The sequence below is a fragment of the Streptomyces exfoliatus genome (genome assembly GCF_000725545.1).
Lineage (GTDB): Bacteria > Actinomycetota > Actinomycetes > Streptomycetales > Streptomycetaceae > Streptomyces > Streptomyces exfoliatus.
Genome location: NZ_JNZP01000033.1, coordinates 1 through 16,967, shown reverse-complemented (window position 1 = coordinate 16,967; position 16,967 = coordinate 1). Strand labels below are relative to the sequence as shown.

15 protein-coding genes and 1 pseudogene are annotated in these 16,967 nt (G+C 70.6%); 7 read left to right on the top strand and 9 right to left on the bottom strand.

Annotation, left to right across the window (positions count from 1 at the left end; translation table 11 throughout):
* Positions 1-119: 119 nt before the first annotated feature.
* Entirely contained in the window at positions 120-1,169 is a 1,050-nt protein-coding gene (locus IO20_RS0130230) for a tyrosine-type recombinase/integrase (protein WP_051874685.1), read from the bottom strand.
* Positions 1,170-1,474: 305 nt separating this feature from the next.
* Here IO20_RS0130230 and IO20_RS0130220 point away from each other — a divergent pair, with 305 nt between their 5' ends.
* Positions 1,475-1,729, top strand: coding sequence for a hypothetical protein (locus IO20_RS0130220; protein ID WP_030554172.1), 255 nt, complete (start codon positions 1,475-1,477; stop codon positions 1,727-1,729).
* Between the two features lie 514 nt (positions 1,730-2,243).
* Complete coding sequence (locus tag IO20_RS42430) at positions 2,244-3,869, top strand: eCIS core domain-containing protein (protein ID WP_078946158.1); 1,626 nt, start codon at positions 2,244-2,246, stop codon at positions 3,867-3,869.
* A 68-nt stretch (positions 3,870-3,937) separates the two neighbouring features.
* Here the strand turns inward: IO20_RS42430 and IO20_RS42055 are convergent, their stop codons facing one another.
* The gene (locus tag IO20_RS42055) at positions 3,938-4,066 is read right to left on the bottom strand and encodes a hypothetical protein (RefSeq protein WP_281181687.1); all 129 of its coding nucleotides are present in this window, start codon (positions 4,064-4,066) and stop codon (positions 3,938-3,940) included.
* 114 nt (positions 4,067-4,180) lie between these two features.
* Here IO20_RS42055 and IO20_RS41660 point away from each other — a divergent pair, with 114 nt between their 5' ends.
* Entirely contained in the window at positions 4,181-4,540 is a 360-nt protein-coding gene (locus tag IO20_RS41660) for a hypothetical protein (protein ID WP_051874673.1), read from the top strand.
* Positions 4,541-4,676: 136 nt separating this feature from the next.
* On the opposite strand, the gene IO20_RS0130200 is transcribed toward IO20_RS41660, so the two are convergent.
* Positions 4,677-5,630: an ADP-ribosylglycohydrolase family protein gene (locus tag IO20_RS0130200; RefSeq protein WP_030554168.1), complete on the bottom strand. Its 954-nt coding sequence runs from the start codon at positions 5,628-5,630 to the stop codon at positions 4,677-4,679.
* Positions 5,631-5,848: 218 nt separating this feature from the next.
* On the opposite strand from IO20_RS0130200, the gene IO20_RS37025 reads away from it, so the two are divergent.
* The 4 genes from IO20_RS37025 (at position 5,849) to IO20_RS0130180 (ending at position 8,407) form a co-directional block, all read left to right on the top strand.
* The gene (locus IO20_RS37025; protein WP_425423758.1) at positions 5,849-6,076 is read left to right on the top strand and encodes a hypothetical protein; all 228 of its coding nucleotides are present in this window, start codon (positions 5,849-5,851) and stop codon (positions 6,074-6,076) included.
* 91 nt (positions 6,077-6,167) lie between these two features.
* Positions 6,168-6,854, top strand: coding sequence for a GGDEF domain-containing protein (locus IO20_RS0130190; RefSeq protein WP_030554167.1), 687 nt, complete (start codon positions 6,168-6,170; stop codon positions 6,852-6,854).
* Positions 6,855-7,478: 624 nt separating this feature from the next.
* Positions 7,479-7,964 (top strand): hypothetical protein, encoded by a 486-nt coding sequence (locus IO20_RS0130185; RefSeq protein ID WP_245685103.1) that lies wholly within the window; start codon positions 7,479-7,481, stop codon positions 7,962-7,964.
* Positions 7,961-8,407, top strand: a complete 447-nt coding sequence (locus IO20_RS0130180; protein ID WP_030554165.1) for a hypothetical protein — start codon at positions 7,961-7,963, stop codon at positions 8,405-8,407. The genes IO20_RS0130185 and IO20_RS0130180 overlap by 4 nt, the downstream gene beginning before the upstream one ends.
* A 414-nt stretch (positions 8,408-8,821) precedes the next feature.
* Here the strand turns inward: IO20_RS0130180 and IO20_RS0130175 are convergent, their stop codons facing one another.
* The 6 genes and pseudogenes from IO20_RS0130175 to IO20_RS41060 all read right to left on the bottom strand — a co-directional run.
* Positions 8,822-10,813, bottom strand: coding sequence for a DUF11 domain-containing protein (locus IO20_RS0130175; RefSeq protein WP_030554164.1), 1,992 nt, complete (start codon positions 10,811-10,813; stop codon positions 8,822-8,824).
* Positions 10,814-11,079: 266 nt separating this feature from the next.
* Entirely contained in the window at positions 11,080-12,546 is a 1,467-nt protein-coding gene (locus IO20_RS0130170) for a SulP family inorganic anion transporter (protein ID WP_030554163.1), read from the bottom strand.
* Positions 12,547-12,554: 8 nt separating this feature from the next.
* On the bottom strand, positions 12,555-13,136 hold the full coding sequence (locus IO20_RS0130165) for a carbonic anhydrase (RefSeq protein WP_030554162.1): 582 nt from the start codon (positions 13,134-13,136) through the stop codon (positions 12,555-12,557).
* 737 nt (positions 13,137-13,873) lie between these two features.
* Positions 13,874-14,791, bottom strand: coding sequence for an NADP-dependent oxidoreductase (locus tag IO20_RS0130155; RefSeq protein WP_078946163.1), 918 nt, complete (start codon positions 14,789-14,791; stop codon positions 13,874-13,876).
* Between the two features lie 141 nt (positions 14,792-14,932).
* Positions 14,933-16,414 carry a competence protein CoiA family protein gene (locus IO20_RS0130150; protein WP_051874671.1) on the bottom strand — a complete coding sequence of 494 codons (1,482 nt, stop codon included), beginning with the start codon at positions 16,412-16,414 and terminating at the stop codon, positions 14,933-14,935.
* An 83-nt stretch (positions 16,415-16,497) separates the two neighbouring features.
* Positions 16,498-16,967 (bottom strand): annotated as a pseudogene (locus tag IO20_RS41060) (hypothetical protein); the annotation flags it as partial.

The window sequence follows — 16,967 nt, the reverse complement described above, 5'->3', positions numbered from 1 at the left end:
GCGGAGGGGCGGGAATGATGGCAGTAGGCTCGAAGTTTCCGGTAGACACCCGGCCTTCGGCACTCTCATGACGGCGGACCCGATTGGTCGTCGGGCCTTGAAGCCGGCTGTCGCCGACTTTAGCGCCCGGCACCGAACACCGCCTCGATGTCGCTCGCCTCGTATCGCTGCGGCCACGTGGTCGCCTGGACCGGCCGTGCGTAGTGCTCTGCGAGCTTGTCCACCAGGTCATCCAGCCCGACCACGGTGTAAAGCGCCGTGGTGCTGATATGGGCATGTCGCAGGATCGTCTGCACCTCCACCAGCGTCAGCTCCGGGTCGCGGGCGAGTCGGGTCGCGGCGGTGTGCCGCAGGTCGTGCAGCGTCCAGTTCGCCCCGATCGCTTCGTCTGCGCGCTGGATGATGCGGCGGGCCGCCCAGTAGGTCAGCGGTCTCGGCTGGCCGCGGCGGGTGCGCCAGAGTGGCATGCCGTCGGGTGGGAGCCCGGCCTCCTCCAGGTAGGCGGCGAGGTGGGCGAGGGCCTCGGGCGATACCGGAACCGGTTGGCGGGCCCGGCTGCCTTTGGAGATCACCCACAGCTGGCCCTTGGTCCAGTCGACGTCTCCGAGTTCGACCCCGAGCAGTTCGGAGGCTCGGGCGCCAGACGAGACGTAGCAGGACAGCAATGCCCGGTCCCGTGCGCACTTCATCTGCGTGAACAGTTCGTCCCACTGGTGATCGGGCAGTGCCCTCGGTTGCCGGACAGGCACCTTCGGCCGCAGCCGACCGCGCCGGTACGCGGCGCGAGCCTCGATGGGCGACAGGTGCGCGAGCGCAGCACGGCGTGCCCTGTTCTCAGGCACTGGGTTCACCACCGGACCCCGGCCGAAGTGCAGGTGAAAGGCGTAGAACCCATGAACTGCCGACAGGTTGTGAGCGATGGTCGCCGGCGCGTACCCGGCCCGAAGAGTCGGCTTGCCCGTCTTCGGGTTCACCGTCCCGGCCCGGTGGCCACCGGCGCGGCGCTGGCGCTGTGGGTTGCGAGCCAAACGGAGCCAGCCCACCAACGCGGCGGTCTCCGCCTCGGTGGCCTGCTCCCAGCCCACATCCAGTGCCCAGAGCACTCGGTACCAGCGCAGCAGGTCAAAGCCGTAGCTGCGACATGTCAGCGGGCTGACATCGCCCAGCATCCGGTCCCGAAGGTAACTGCTGACCGGCTCGATCTCCCGACCAGCAGCATCCACCACCCGCCACGGCAGCGAAGGCGACTCGCCTTCTACCACCGCCCCCATCCGGGGCAGCCGTACCCGGCCGTCAATCAGATCTCGATGAATCGAAGGAGCTTCATGCACCCCCGCATGCTCGTGAACCAAGGTCACGGAGTCGAGCCGTGGCCTGAGCTAGTGCAGTCAACTGACCAGGCGGCCCACCGCGCGATCGGCGTGGCCGCCGCCCTGGTCACCACCTGGATCACCCTGCGCAAGGGCGACCGCCGGTGACCCCCGCCGCCCGGCTGGAGCGCGTCCGCGCTTCGGCCGGGGTCGTGAAGCTCGCCAAGGGAGGCGCCCCCGGCTCCGTCCTGGTCCACCGGACGAGGGACATCGAGCTCGGCGTGACGTTCTACTGGGCGAAGATGGCCGACTCCACCGAGACGGCGGCGAGGACGGCATCGTGCGCAGTGTCGGCTGTGACTGCTGCGACCTGGTCGAAGTCCCCGACGAATGGGACTGCCGGAACTGCGGCGCGCTGAATCACCCCCGACGACTAGGGTCTTTCGTTTGGATCATGCCGGATCAGGGAGCGGGGTCGGGTGCCGTGGATCGCAAGGCGGAGGAGGGCGCCATGGCGGAGCCATGGCAACCGACGACAACGCGACGAGGCGCGGTGCCAGGGCCCGCGAGCCCGGCATGATCCAAACGAGAGGCCCTAGCGTGCCCCTCCCCTCCCCCGCTGCACGACGCCGAAGGGCACCGCCGGAGAACGATCCCGGCGGCGCCCTTCGCGTCCCGCCTGGAGCCCCCCCATCTCCGACACCGCGCAACGGAGAAGGGGCTGGCGCGCCATGCCGAGGTGTTGCCCCTCCAGCGCGAGGTCCTGACCCAGATGCCGGACTGCAGTTCCTGACGCCTGTGTCGGGACGGCCCGGCAAGGTGCGTTCGGGCAGCGAAGGCTGTCCCGCCCTCCGCCCCTTCTGTCCTTCTGCACGTACCGGGACTTCTGTCATGGATGGCTTCAGCCCACTTCCATGAAAGGCGCTCCCTCGTATGTCTCAGGAACACAGCCCCAAAACCTCCGGTACCGAACGGCAGGTGGCAGCCCGAGCTCCCCTGCCTCCGCCCGGCGCTCTGAACATGCAGCGCACCGCTGGAAACGCGGCCATGGTCCAGCTGCTCCGCCAGACCGGTCACCCCTGGGCCCAGCCCGCCCACCAGCAGCACGGCCCCGGCTGCAGCCATCAAGCCGGGCCGGGAGCCGAGGCACCAGAGCCGGTACAGCGATCCGCCGTCCACGGCGAGCCGGTGCAACGCTCCGCAGTCCATGACGTGCTGGCCACCGCCGGCCGGCCCCTGGACGACTCGACCCGCACCGATATGGAGGCGAAGTTCGGTGCGGACTTCTCCGGAGTCCGTATCCACGACAACTCGGCGGCCCGGGCGTCGGCCGCCGAGGTCGGCGCGCGCGCCTACACCTCCGGCGACCACGTGGTGATCGGTGAGGGCGGCGGAGACAAGCACACCCTGGCCCATGAGCTGACCCATGTCATCCAGCAGCGCCAGGGCCCCGTGGCCGGGACCGACAACGGCGGCGGCCTGCGGGTCTCCGATCCGTCCGACAGGTTCGAGCGCGAGGCTGAGGCGAACGCGAGCCGGGTGATGAGCATGGGTTCCTCCCGGACCACGACATCCGGCGCCGAGCTGTCCGGGCCGGTGGAGCAGGGGGGAGCCGGCCCGATCCAGCGAGCCCCCACGGTGCGGGAGACCAGGCTGATCGGGCAGGTGGGTCCTTCGTGCTGGCTGTACGTGCTGGAGGCCATGGCCAACGCCTACGGCCTCAACACCACGGCACTCAACGCGGCGATGCGATCCTTCCCCGAGAAGGCCGATCGAGATGCCCGGGCCACCGCCCAGAAAACCGAAAAGCGGTCGACAGGTGTCCAGATGATGGGAGAAAGCCTGCACGCGATGCGGGCGACCATCGAGAACATGAACGGTGACACAGTCACGTACGACCAACTTCTGGCGACGATCCTTACCCGCGTACCGAAACCCGGCCCGGCCGGTGCCTTCGCCAACAGCATCTGCTCCCAGGGCGAGAGCGTCCGGAAAGAGACGCTGATCGAACTGTTCGACAAGGCGATCGAGAAATCGGAACTCCTCCTGTCGCTCACCTCTGCCGACGGCGACGAAGTCACCAAGATCCTCAACGCCGGCCAGCAGGTGATCAGCCCGTATCCCGAGAACGGCAGCGACGAGGACAAGCGTTACGCGACCTCCGACGCCAAGATCGCCATGGGGCAGATCACCAACTTCCCGCAGTACATGACGGTGCGGAAGAGGTTCACCAGCGCCACCGTCACCCCTGCCGACCGGCAACTCGTCAACGACTTCCGGAGCATCCCGGGGAACGCAGGCAAGGCCGCGCTCCTCGACTGGACGGCAAGGACGGGCCTGCAGCGCTCGGCGCATGCCGTGCTGCTCACCAACTACGACGAGGCGAACGGGTTCGTGTACTACAAGGACCCGAACGTTCCGGCCGCCGAGATCAAGGTCACCTTTCAGCAGTTCCTGGAGATGGCGGGCGAGGACGGGACGAAGGACAAGCTCACGATGCGCCCGTTCATCGCGGGCACCAACGGCCGCCAGTCGAATCTGGAGAAGCTGGCGGACTGATTCACCCGCGGGTCACCGAAGCCGGGGCAGGCCGCACGGATGCCCGCGGGTCGCCAGGCGGTCAGGGGTCAGGTGACCGCCGAATTCTCCCGCCACAGCCGGGCGAGCGCCTCGTCCCCGGTCACGGTCACGGCATCGGACGGGAGCCGGTTCCACAGCCTCAGGTACAGACGGTCGGCGGGTCCGGCGAGCTCCACGTCGGCCGCTCCCCGCTCCGGCGCTGCGGCCGGGCCCCGGTCCGTCCGTGGCGGTCCCGTCGCCGACAGGTGTAAGGGCCTGCCCTGGTCCGCCGTTCGCACGGCGAGCAGTTGATGCCGCTTTCCTGGCGGTGTCGGGAGAACTCGCCGCTCGCCGGCGGCGACCGCGTCGGCGAGATCCGCCTCGGGCCCGACCGCCTGGTCCTCGCCCTGCGCACTGACGTCGACGGCGAGAGCGACTTCGGTTTCGACCTGCTGGTCGGCTGCCCGTACGACGAGGAGTGCGACGCCCCGGCGTGGCAGCCGGTCTTCTCGGTCACCGACCTGCTGAAGGCCCACACCAGTGACACCGGGCTGCACTTGGTCGCCGTCTGCTCCGTCCACGGAGGCCTCGACGACGTCGACCAGGAGGCCGACGACCCCGAAGGGCGCGCGGACCTGGAAGCGCGGTACGCGGACGCGGTCCGCGAGTGAGCCGTGCCGCCGACGGGCCGCACCCGCACCCGCTCACCCCGGGCGAACTCCCGGCCCGAGATGAGTGGTGGCAGGGGCGCTCGTCCTGCCACCTCCCCATCCAGGACGGAACCGCCGACCCTGCCATCTATGCGGACTAATACACCTGTCCCTTGGTCAGCCCCTCTCCGAGGCGGTGTGCAAGGTGGAGCAGGTCTGCCAGGTGCAGCACTCGTCCATCGAATCCTGGGAGGGGGACATGCAGCGGCTGCGTCCAGTGGGCAGGGATTGCAGCCAGCCCGTAATACGCCCCTGCGAGGCCTCCTGTCACCGCGGCGACGGTGTCCGTGTCACCGCCGAGGTCGATCGCCGCGCGTATCGCGTCTTCGAAGCTGGTGGTGGTGCGCACGGCCCAGACGGCGGAGCCCAGACAGGGCCAGACGGCACCGTTGAACTCGGTCGCCTGCTCGGGGTGCCAGTCGGGCGCGAGGACCGTGACGTAGCGGTCGCGGTGGTCGGGGTGGACGAGAGCCAGGACGTCCGAGAGCGCGGTGAGGGGGTCGATGTCCTCGAGCGTGACGCGGATGAGTTCGTGGAAGATCGCGGTGCCTTCCCATGCCGCGCGGTCCCCATGAGTGAGGGCAGCGATACGGCGGGCCGCGTCCATGGTGGCTTCTTGACCGGCGGCCGCGAAGTGGACCGCAGAGGTTGATGCCCGCATCAAGGAGCCGTTTCCCGCTGCTCGCTGGTTGACCTGGAAATGGATAGCGGCGGCAAGGTCCCAGGGCATGCCGTTGGTCAGGACGTCTTCGGTCTGCAGGCCGATGTCCTTCGGCTCTGATGCTGCCCACCGCTGAAAGCGGGCGAAGATGTCCGGCAGATCGAGTCCGCCCCGCTCCAGCAGGGACTCCGCGACCAGGACGGCCATCTGCGTGTCGTCAGTGGCCTCGCCGGGGTCCCAGCCACCGCCTCCGCTCATCTCGCTACCGGCACCAGGTGCGGGAAACCGCGCGGAGAACGCTCCCGGGGGACCAAACTCGAAGGGGCCGCCCAGAGCGTCACCCACCGCCGAGCCGACGATCGCGCCAGCGGCCCGCTGAATCCGCTTCATGCGCGCAGGTTATCTGCGTTGCGCCGACGGCTGCGCGGGCCTATTTCCCGCTGCGCATCGTCTACATCCGGCACGCCGCCGGGCACCTGCCGGGGCCGGGGCGGTCGCGGTGGTCCCTCACCACACCGAGCACAGAGAGGAGCTGGACGTCATGCTCCTGCGGATCTACGAGGTAGACGTCCCAATACACGACACCACCGACCCGGCCCGGCGGGGGTGTGCACGTCTTCACCGGCGTCGCCGACTCGCCTGCCGCGGCCCTGCGCCGCGCGCACGAGGTGTACGACGCCGCGCACACGGCCGGCCTTGAGATCCCCGGCAAGCAGCCGGACAGCTGGGGAGCGCGCGGGCTTCGGCCCAGCTGGGAGATGGAGTGGACGGCCGCGAAGGCCGGCCGCTGGCACAGCCCGCTCAGCTCCACGACCCGCAGCGACTTCGCGCTGTAGCTCCGCCCCGGGACAGGCGCACATCGGCGTCCAAACCAGTTCGCCTGCCCTGGGTCACCCATCCCGTACAAGACGAGAGGGAGATCCAAGTATGAACCCCGCCACGCGCGTTCCGGGCCCGATCGGGCAGCGCGCCCTCCTCATCACCACCCTCGCGGTCCCGCTCACCGGCTGGACCATCCACGCGTTCACGCTCCACCGGCGCCTCGCGGCCGAACGCCGCGACCCGCTCACCGGAGCCCAGCGCCGAGCCGCGTTCGAGCGCCGCGCCCAGCGCCTGCTCATCCGCCACCGGCAGGACTCCCTGCTGTGCATCGTCGACCTCGACCACTTCAAGGGCCTGAACGACACCCACGGCCACGCCGCCGGCGACGCCGCGCTCGCTACGACCGGCGAGCGCCTCGCCCGCTGGGCCGGACCCCACGGAGTCGTCGGCCGTCTAGGTGGAGACGAGTTCGCCGTCGCCACCCGAGTCGACACCCAGGCCCGCGACAACGCGATGAAGCATCACCTCCAGGACCTCCTCGACGCGCTGCACGAGCCCGTGCCCACCGAGACCGGGTCCGTCGCGGTCGCCGCGTCGGTCGGCGCCGCCGTCCCCGACTACCTCGGCATCCACGCCCTGCCCGCCCTGATGCGCGGCGCGGACGTCTCCATGTACCGGACCAAGCACTCCGGCCGGTACGGCTGGGCGGAGATCGAGGACCTGCAGACGCCGACCGTCAACGGACGCCGGCAGGGCCGCCCCGGCACTGCGCTGCTGGAGCGTGCCGCGTGACGACCGAACTCGAAGGCGGCGACTGGATCCGCGGCATACGGGTGACCTCAGCCACTGATATAGGGCGAGATCAAGAAACCGCAGGTCAGAGAGCCGCGAATCTTGAGATATGTACCGGGTGAGGGGACATATCGCTGCCGATGTGTCCCGACCGAGGGGACATATCAACCGCTCGATGTCAACCAGAGGCGACATGAATTCCCCCAGCATGTCAACTGGAGGCGACCACGGGTGTGTCCCGCGTGCGGGTCGTGGGACACAAGTGGGAGATCTGTCTCCCCTGGGGGACACAACTCGTGCGGCATGTCGCGTCGAAGCGACATCCATGTCAAGCAGAGGTGACATACTGCTCCGCGTCGCAGAGATCAACAGCCTGGAGAGCAGCCTCGTGTCGACAGAGCCGCAGCGCCGCCGTCCGGGGGCCCGGGGGCTCGGGGGACACCTCAGCCACAGCCGAAGCTGCCGCTGGCCGACGATCCGGCCGACGCCTGGGAGCGGCCGCTACGGCCCGTCAAGGACCTGGACGACGTAGCCCGCGCGTACCCGGGCCGGAAGCTCACGCTGGACAGCGAGCGGAAGCCGCTGGAGTTCTACGGGCAGCCGGACGAGCCGAACGCCTTCTCCATGGACAGCCTGGAGTTCTTCCTCGTCATCGCGCAGTTCTTCCGCGAGGCGCTGCCGTTGCGGCTGATCCTGCTGATGATCGCGTGTCAGAAGGCTGGCGGGCGTATCCCCCTGACCCAGGACGAGATGGCCCACGTCCTGGACGTCACGCGCACCAAGGTCAACGAGTCACTGCAGGAAGTCATGGGCCACGGGATCGTGTTCCGGGTGAAGCGCGGGGTCTATCAGTTCAACCCGCCGTACTCCTACCGGGTTGCCGAGTTCATCCCAGGCACGGAGACCATGGACGCGCAGTACATCCGGGTCGACCAGCACGAGACCATTGCCAGGATCCGGTCGGACGAGAGCCTGCCCGACCTGGTGCGCTTCCCCTCACTGGAGCGGATGCGCCAGGAGATCGAGCGGCTGCGCGAGGAGCGGGCGAACATGCGTGCTGAGCGCCGCCGGGAGCGGGCACAGCACAAGGAAGAAGGAGTCGAACGGTGAGCGGTCTGCATTTCGCCGCGGTGAACGCGGAAGGCGTCGTCGCCGACCTGGACCTGCTGCCCGCGGCCTACCGCGTGCTGCTGAAGATGCGCGCCCACAGCGAGCCGGGCGGCCGGATCGAGGTCGACCAAGTCACCCTCGCGCGGATGCTCAGCCTGAGCCGAGCCGCCGTGAACGCCGCACTCCGCGACCTGGACCTGGCGCAGCTGGTGAAGAAGAAGCGGGCCGGCGTCTACCAGCTCAACCCCATGCTCGCCGCCTACCTCTCCCCCGAGGACGCCATCGCGGCCGTCGAGGCGATGCCGAAAGACGAGCGCCTGAACGCCCCCGGCTTCGTGGAGCACTACCGGAAGGCCGTGGCGGCCTACCAAGACCAGCTCGCCGAAAAGCGCCGACTCCGCGAGGACGCCAAGCGCCGCCAGAACCTCAAAGCCGTGTCCTGACCCGACGACCCCGCTCAACACGAACGGCGCTGCACCCCCGGTGCGGCGCCGTTCTCGTGCCAGAGGGGGTCAGGAAGGCCACTGTCGCCTCCGTGAGCGCCTCGGAGGCTCCTGCCCCCTTGGGGGGCCTGCAGTGCGAATACGACGCCGCACTCGCGCTCCTGGACCGTGCGGAGGTGGACGGGCCCAGACCAGCCTCCAGGCCGCGCAGTCGCCGCGGAGACTGGTTCGGCCCGCATCATCGGCCAGCGGGCTTGTGACCGGGTGGTGCCGCGTCCTGTACGCCGCTCATTCACGGCGATGCCCCGGGACGCGTCCCGGGGCATCGCCGTTTCGGTTCGGTGCGAAAGTCTGCTGAACCGCTGGCCGCGCCCGGGGCCCGGAGTTCACGACTCCGGGCCCCGGGTGCTCCGGTCACGGGCAGCTGACGCGGATGTCGCCCGAGTCGGTGGTGCAGGTGTCGGTGTTGTAGCCGCCGTTCGCGGTGTCGTTGCCGCCGACGCCGTCGACGGTGTTGAGGACGTCGGAGCCGTAGCTGCCGAGGAGCGTGTCGCCGCCCGGGCCGGCGATGAGGGTGTCGTTGCCGTAGCTGCCGTCGGCCCGGTCGTTGCCGGGGCCGGCGTGGACGGTGTCGTTGCCGAAGCTCGCGTTGACGGTGTCGTTGCCGCTGAGGGCGCAGATCACGTCGTTGTTGTAGGTGCCGTTGATCGTGTCGCTGCCGCTGGTGCCGATGATGGTGCAGCCGCGGTTGTTGTTCACGGTGGTGACGCGGGTCGCGGTGTTGTTGCTCGTCAGGGGGTCGGTCTGGGCGGCGGTGACCGTCACGGTGTCGGTGAGGGTGCCGGTACGCGAGGGCTCGGCGACGATCGTCACGGTGGCGGTGGAGCCGGAGGGGCTGCCGACGTGGTTGAGCGTGCCGACCGCGCAGGTGACCCGGCCCGGGACGACGGTGCAGGTTCCCCGGTTGGTGGTGGCCGACAGGATGGTGGCCGTGCCCGTCAGGGTGTCGGTGAGCTGGACGTTCGTCGCCGTGGTCGTGGTGCTGTTGTTCCGTACGACCACGCTGTACGTGGCGGTGTCGCCGATGCTGACCGCGGTCGGCCCGGTCTTCGTCACCGACACGTCCACACCGGTCGGCGGCTCGATGCCGCCACCGCCCAGATGGCGGGCCAGGGCCCGGTCCTCCTCGAAGCTGACGGCGGTACCGGCGAGTCCGGCGGTCAGGATCTTGCCGTCGGGCTGCAGGGCCACCTGGGTGGCCTGGTCGTCGGGGCCGCCGAAGTCGGTGGTCACCCTGCCGTCGCCGCTGAAGTCCGGATCCGGACTGCCGCCCGTGTTGTACCGCGCCAGCGCGAAGTCGCCGCCGTAGGTGCCGGCGGCCACGATCCTGCCGTCGGACTGCAGGGCCACGTCCGCGGCGCCGCCGTCCTCGGGGCCGAAGACGGTGGTGAGCCGGCCGTCGCCGTCGAAGCTGGTGTCCGGGGCGCCGCCGGCGGTGAACCGCCTCACCAGGAAGGCGTTGCCCTCCTGGCCCGCGGTGACGATCCGGCCGTCGGACTGCAGGGCCACGCCCTCGGCGGATCCGGCGCCGGTGGTCACCCGGCCGTCGCCGTCGAAGTTCGTGTCCAGACTGCCGTCGGTGTTGTAGCGGGCCAGCGCGAGACCGTCCGCCCGTCCGGCGGCGACGATCCTGCCGTCGGACTGCAGCGCCAGATCGCTGACCCCCCGACAGCAACCGGTACCGAACGCGGTGGTGACGATGCCGTCCCCGTCGAAGGTCGGGTCCGGGACACCGGAGGAGTTCCAGCGCACGAGCGACCACACTCCGCCGCTCCCGCCACCGGCCACGATCTTGCCGTCGGGCTGCACCACCACCGCCTCGGCGGCCTCGATCTCGTTGACGTCGATGTCCGTGGCCACCCTGCCGCCGTCACCGAAGAGGGGGTCGAGGCTGCCGTCGGGGTTGTACCGGGCCGCCACCCACGCGCTGTTGCCGCCGTAGTCGGTGGACCCGCCGACCGCCACGATCCTGCCGTCGGGCTGCAGGGCCACGCCCCGGCCCTGGTCGTTGTTGACGCCGAAGTCGGTGGTGACGATGCCGTCCCCGTCGAACGTCGTGTCCAGGCTGCCGTTGGGGTTGTACCGCGTCAGCGTGAAGTCGCCGGATGTCTCGGTGGAGTAGCCGTCCCCGATCGTGACGATCTTGCCGTCGGGCTGCACGACCATGCCCTGGGCGCCCGCGAAGCCGCCCAGGTCCGTGACGACCCGGCCGTCGCCGTCGAAGGCGGGATCCAGATCGCCGGGCGCGGCCGTCGCCGCCGTGGGCAGGCTCAGGACGAGCGCCAGAGCCGTGACGCTCACCGCGCCGACGCGCCGGGCCCGGTGCCAGGGGGATTGCAGGGGCATGCGTGACCACTCCATCCGTCGGATGCCAGGAGGCTCAGCTTTCTGCGACGGCGGCGGGCGGTGGGGGCGCGGCTGGCCGGACTGCGCCTACTGGACGGCTACGCTCCACCCCCAGGGGTGAGACAGGTCCCAGGGCCTGTCCGGCGAACCAGGATCGGACACCCCCTGGTCCAGCTGAGACATCCGCCGCTTGTTGTCGCGTCGGTGGCCTGTTGGTCCCCGGAGATCGCGCCGCCGGCTGATGCAGCCCGCCTTCCACCGCCCGCTCAGGCGGCGATGGTGAGCTTGACCGGTTCGATGCCGGTCGCGCTGTGCCGTTCGGCCCAGCTCTCCAGCGCCGTACGGCAGGCGTGGTCGAGGTGGTGCAGTCCCGACAGGTCAAGTTCGACGGGGCGGTCCTGGGGGAGGGACTCCAGGCTGTCGAGGATCTTCGGCAGGCGGAGGAAGGTCGCGTTGCCCGCCAGGTACGCCTGGATGGGGCCGACGCCCTTGTCGATGACCTCCAGCTTGACGTGCGAGGCCTCCCAGGCGGTCTTGACGATCGCCAGGGCGAGGCCGATCAGGACGCCCTCGAACATGTTCACCACGACGATGGCCACGGCCGTGACCACGAGGATCACCGCTTCACCCTTGTGATCCCGCCACAGCCCCGCGATCTGGCGGAACGGGATCAGCTTCCAGCCCGCGTGTACGAGGATGCCGGCGAGGGCCGGCAGCGGGATCAGCGCCAGGGCGAACGGCAGCGCGGCGGCGAACAGCAGCAGCCACACGCCGTGCAGGACCCGCGACGCCTTGGTCCTGGCGCCGGCCTCGACGTTGGCGGAGCTGCGTACGATCACCGCGGTCATCGGCAGTGCGCCGAGCAGGCCGCAGACCGCGTTGCCCGTGCCCTGGGCGAGCATCTCCTTGTCGTAGTGGGTGCGCGGGCCGGCGTGCAGCCGGTCCACGGCCGCCGCGCTGAACAGGCTCTCCGCCGAGGCGATCAGCGCGAACGCGATGATCGTTCCCCAGATGGCGGGGCTGCCCAGCTCGGCGAAGGCCTCGGAGCCGGGCGGCTGGACGACGCCGAGCAGGCCCTCCACCTCGACCGTGGCGACCGGCAGTCCGAGGCCGAGCGAGGCGACCGTCGCCAGCACCACCGCGGCGAGGGCGCCGGGCACGGACCGCATCCGCTTCGGCAGCTTCTTCCACAGCACGATGACGGCGATGGTGCCCGCGCCGATCGCGAGCGAGGCCAGGGCCTCGGTGCTCCCGAGCGCGTCGGCGAACGCCCCGGGCAGGCCCACGATCTTGCCGATGCCGGTCCCCGGGGCCTTCAGCCCCGCCGCCGCGTAGATCTGGCCGGCGATGATCACCAGGCCGATGCCGCAGAGCATGCCCTCGACGACGGAGACGGAGATCGCGCGGAACCAGCGGCCGAGCTTGAAGAAGCCCATGGCGAGTTGGAGCAGACCGGCGACCAGCACGATCACACCGAGCGTGCCCACCCCGAACTCGCTGACCGCCTCGAAGACGATCACGGTCAGGCCGGCGGCCGGACCCGAGACCTGAAGGCTGCTGCCGGGCATGAGCCCGGCGACGAGGCCGCCCACGATGCCGGTGACGAGCCCGAGCTCGGCCGGGACACCGGAGGCGACCGCCACGCCGACGCACAACGGCACGGCGACGAGGAAGACGACGATGGAGGCGAGGAAATCGTGGCGCAGATGGGGGAACTTGCGTATCAGGGACATGGCGCTCCTCACAGCGCCTCGAACGAGTCGGTCTCCATGCGGTGTTCGCGCACGGCGCCGGTGCCCACCTCGTAGTACCAGCCGCGCAGGCGGAGGCGCCCCTCCGCCAGCCGCTTCTCGACGCACGGGTAGGAGCGCAGGCGCAGCATCTGGGTCAGGACGTGGTTCTGCACGGCCTCGGCGACCGTCGGGTCGGCGGGATCGGAACACTCGGGCTCGTCCGCGGCGTGCGCGAGCCAGTCCCGTACGGCCGGTACGGCGGTCAGGTCGTCGCCGCGCACTACGGCGCCCACGGCGCCGCAGTGGGAGTGCCCGCAGACCACGATGTCCTTGACGCCGAGGACTTCCACGGCGTACTCGATGGTGGCCGCCTCGCCGGTGGGGGTGCCGGAGGCGTACGGGGGAACGATGTTGCCCGCCGTACGCAGCTCGAAGAGCTGTCCGGGGCGTGCGCCGGTGATCAGGGCAGGGACGACCCGGGAGTCGGAGCAGGTGATGAACAGAACCTCGGGCGACTGGCCTTCGGCCAGCTTGGCGAACTCCTCAGGGCTCTGTCCGAACATACGGGCGTTGTCGATGAGGGGCTGCATGACGTGGTGATTCCTCCTGGCGCGCTGTGGGGGCGCGTCGGACGGGCAGGACGGTTGTGCGTGGGGGGCTCCGCTGATCAGCAGCGGAAGGTCTGAAGTGCCGCCGGGGAGTGGGCCGTCGTGGATCTCGACGTGCGACGGGGCGCGGTGCGGGGTGTGCCCGGCTCGCCCGCCCCCGAGGTCTCCTGCCTCGGATGGGGACGGTCGAGTGCCCCGGGTGCGGAGTCGGCGGCTGTGCGGTACCGGTCACGGTCGGCTGTGCGGTACCGGTCGCGGGTGCGGAGGGGGCCGGTCGGGTCCCCGTAGTGGCCGGCGTCTCGGCAGGTGGCGATCTCGTCGCGTGGCGCCTGCCCGGAGGGATTGATTCCGGGCTGACTCCTGGTCATGACGTGAGGGGCCGTGTGCGCGGATGCGAAGGATGAGGTGGGCGCGAAGACCTGGAGGCCGAGCAGGACGGAGGCGAGGATCGACACCAGGGTTCGGGCCGTCGCACCTCGGAACATGAGCCTCCTTCCTGGCAGTCCACGTCTCTAGAGCGGGCAAACGCTTGGTCAACGATCAGTCAAGAAACACCATAGCCCTGCAATATCGTTTGCAGGGTTAACTCAAGGTTTCGCCCTGAAGTGAGCCTGAAAGACGTGCTGTGGGTGGCGTGAACCGGTCTCTGGCGGACCGTCGGTCGACCAGGGGCCCGGATACGAGTTCGACGAGCCGCCAGGTGTCCGGTCGAAGCGAGTTCAGATTTCGATGACGATCTTCCCTGCGGCATGGCCTTCCTGGCTGAGGGCGAAGGCCGCTCCGAGTTCGGAGAGCGGGAACGTCGCAGCGACATCGACCGTGAGCCTTCCCTCGTCCGAGAGCCGGCCCAGAGCTGCGAGGTCCTCGCCGGACGGCCTGACCCACATCCACTGACCGCCCGCACCGAGCACGGTGTGGTCGGTGATGGAGGCGTGCCGCCCGCCTTCGGCCAGGACGGCCAGGGTGGTCTCGAGGACCCCGCCCACGAAGTCGGCGACGACGGTGACTCCGTCCGGGGCCAGTGCGCGGACGCGTTCGGCCAGCCCGTCCCCGTACGTGACGGGCTCGCAGCCGAGCCCGCGCAACCGGTCGTGGTTGCGCGGGGAGGCGGTGCCGATGACCCGTGCGCCGAGCGCCCGCGCGAGCTGGACGCCGAGGGACCCGACACCGCCGGCCGCACCGTGCACGAGGACGGTGTCGTCGGCCGCCGTGCCCAGACGCGTGAGGAGCTGGTAGGCGGTCAGGCCGGCCAGCGGCAGCCCGGCGGCCTGTGCCCAGTTCAACGAGGCGGGCTTGGCAGCGAGGGCGCGGACGGGCACGCTGACGTACTCCGCGAAGGTGCCGCCGTGCACGTAGTCCTTGCGGGCGTAGGCCATGACCTCGTCACCGGCCGCGAATTCGGGTACGTCGATGCCGACCCGCTCGACGGTGCCGCTGACGTCCCAGCCCGGGACCGCCGGGTGGACGACGTCCATCAGGCTGTCGAGCCCGCCCGCCATGATCTTCCAGTCGACCGGGTTGACCGCGGCGCACCGGACCTTGACGAGGACCTCCCCGGGGGCGACCTTCGGCAGCGGCAGCCGGGTCTCGCGGAGCACCTCCGTCCCGCCATAGGTGTCGTACGCCATCGCCCTCATGGTGTCCTCGGACATCCCGCGCCCTTTCCCTGTGCCGTTCGACGTGCCGTCTCATCTGAGCACGCCACGTCCCGGACACGTCGAACGACTCGCTCGCGCCCGGCGAGCGGTACTCGCGGGACATGAGGCGCCATCAGATCGTCATGCCGTGCGGCGCCACGGGTTGTCGTACGGGCCGCCGCAGGCGCGGCAGGAGGCGGTGTAGAGCGCGGCGGCCGGGGTCATACGGTCGGCGGGTTCGGCAGGGTGGGGCAAGCCGGAGATCGTCACCGACAGCTCCGGCTCCTGGCACCGGCAGGGGCCGCCCGTGGGCCGGCAGCGCGGTACGGCCGCCTTGGCAGCGGCCTTTCTGGCGGGCTTTCCGGCGGGCTTGGGGGCCGGGGCGACGGTGTACGCCATCCGCCAGCCGTCGATGGGTATCTTCCTGCGGCGCCGGGTGTTGCGGTCGAACCGCTGGGCGTCCTTGACCGTCTCGAACACCAGCAGCATCCCGGCCAGCAGCCGGAACGCCTCGCCGTTGACCAACGCCGACTCCGGGTCGAGGACCGCGACGGGTACGCCGTCGGGACCGATCAGCGGCGTGCCGCCGGCCCACCGGCGGTCATTGAGGCTCAGGCCCGCTGTCGCGGTGATGCCGTGTTCGCGGGCCAGGTGGTCCACCGCCTGCCGCAGGCCCCTGCGGGTCATGAGCTGCGCCTGCCATCTCGCCCCGGCCGGGGTGCCGTGCAGCCGGCGTGCGTCCGCCTCCGCCTTCGTGGCCCGCTCCAGAGCGGCCCGGCGCGAGGCGGCGTTCTTCTTGTCGGTCTCGGCGCGCTTCTTCGCCGCCTTCGCCTGGTAGCGGGCCCGTTGTTCGTCCAGCTCGCGCTGCCGCCTGGCCTCCTCCACCAGGTAGGTGTCCTCGGCGGCTGTGTACTGCGGTGCCGTCCAGACGTGCGCGAGCTGCCGCAGCGGGTAGCCAAGTGTCGTACGCGGGGCGTGGGAGACGACCTTGCCGGTGAAGACCCAGCGCAGGAAGTCGGTCAAGGTCGCCCCGGGCGGCACCGACCAGCCGCTGCCCGTGAATTTCACCAAGCCCTCGGCGACGACCAGGCCGCCGCCGTCCGCCGTGTCCAGCCGTATGGAGGGCACCGTGCCCAGCCACGGGGGCCGGGGCCGGTCGCTGAACCAGCACGAGGCGACGCCGTCCTCGCGCATCCGCGCCGTGCGGGCGGTGACGTCCGCCGCGGTGATCGGGGAGAGCTGGGCCTCCAGCGCGATCCGCCACGACCCGGCCGGATCGGTGGCCAGCACGTCCGCGCGCCAGGAGCCGTCCGGCGCCCGGACCTCCAGCTCGGCGTGGGCGCCCGCGTCCCGTGCGGCGTTGGCGAGTTCGAGCTTGAGCAGGTGGTGCGCCTCCGACTCGCCCTGGCGGGCGATCTCGCAGTCCGGGGCGTGCGGGGCGTGGGCGAAGAACTTGAGCCCGCTGTGGGAGGTCTTCGCGTGCATCGGGTGCCGGCACTCGGCGCAGGTGATCGGCGCGGGCGGACGCACCTTCCACACCGCCTCCCACGCCTGCCCGCACCCCAGATCGGGCAGGTGCGCGAAGACGGTTCCCCACTCGGCGTGCATGGCCCGGAACGCCATGGTTCCCCCCTCTGAACGGCGATCAGCTCAGAGTCTTGCGGCGACCACTGACAGTCGGCACCGTGGAATTCGGACAAGCCGTGTCAGCGGCCGTATGCGCTGCGGCAGAGGTCCGCCGCGCCCATCGGTGCGCCGATCCGGCCGGCCTCGCGGCAGAGCGACCGCGTGTCGGGTGCCTGACCGGCCGGGGGCTGCTGCCGGCGAGCGGCGGGCCGCTGCCTCTCCTTGGGGGCCTGGACTCTCGGAATCACCCTCCTGGTGGTCGGCTTCGACGGCTGCGGGTTCTTCCGTTTCACCTTCGCCTTGGGGGCGGCGGCGGGGCGTTCGCGAGGCTGCGTGCGGCGGTCGGACGGGGCGGTGTCCGGCCGTACACGGGGGCGCCCCGCAGGGACGGCGGCCGCGGGAGCTGCGGTTCTCGCGCGCTCGGGCGCGGGTCGGGGGTCGGTGGTGGTGAGTTCCTCGCGCGGGGCGGCCTGGGTGGGTTCCGGCCAGGTGGGGAGCGGGGCCGGGGGGGCGGTCGGCGGCGGGCGCGAGTCCTGCGGGCCGGGCGGGG

What these genes read in the sequence shown, in the direction of transcription:
- IO20_RS0130165 (WP_030554162.1), bottom strand. Translation starts at nt 13,136, where the DNA reads ATGCAGCCCCTCATCGACAACGCCCGTATGTTCGGACAGAGCCCTGAG.
- IO20_RS0130175 (WP_030554164.1), bottom strand. Translation starts at nt 10,813, where the DNA reads ATGCCCCTGCAATCCCCCTGGCACCGGGCCCGGCGCGTCGGCGCGGTG.
- IO20_RS0130190 (WP_030554167.1), top strand. Translation starts at nt 6,168, where the DNA reads ATGAACCCCGCCACGCGCGTTCCGGGCCCGATCGGGCAGCGCGCCCTC.
- IO20_RS0130155 (WP_078946163.1), bottom strand. Translation starts at nt 14,791, where the DNA reads ATGAGGGCGATGGCGTACGACACCTATGGCGGGACGGAGGTGCTCCGC.
- IO20_RS0130230 (WP_051874685.1), bottom strand. Translation starts at nt 1,169, where the DNA reads ATGCTGGGCGATGTCAGCCCGCTGACATGTCGCAGCTACGGCTTTGAC.
- IO20_RS0130200 (WP_030554168.1), bottom strand. Translation starts at nt 5,630, where the DNA reads ATGAAGCGGATTCAGCGGGCCGCTGGCGCGATCGTCGGCTCGGCGGTG.
- IO20_RS0130185 (WP_245685103.1), top strand. Translation starts at nt 7,479, where the DNA reads ATGGACAGCCTGGAGTTCTTCCTCGTCATCGCGCAGTTCTTCCGCGAG.
- IO20_RS42430 (WP_078946158.1), top strand. Translation starts at nt 2,244, where the DNA reads ATGTCTCAGGAACACAGCCCCAAAACCTCCGGTACCGAACGGCAGGTG.
- IO20_RS41660 (WP_051874673.1), top strand. Translation starts at nt 4,181, where the DNA reads ATGCCGCTTTCCTGGCGGTGTCGGGAGAACTCGCCGCTCGCCGGCGGC.
- IO20_RS0130170 (WP_030554163.1), bottom strand. Translation starts at nt 12,546, where the DNA reads ATGTCCCTGATACGCAAGTTCCCCCATCTGCGCCACGATTTCCTCGCC.
- IO20_RS0130150 (WP_051874671.1), bottom strand. Translation starts at nt 16,414, where the DNA reads ATGGCGTTCCGGGCCATGCACGCCGAGTGGGGAACCGTCTTCGCGCAC.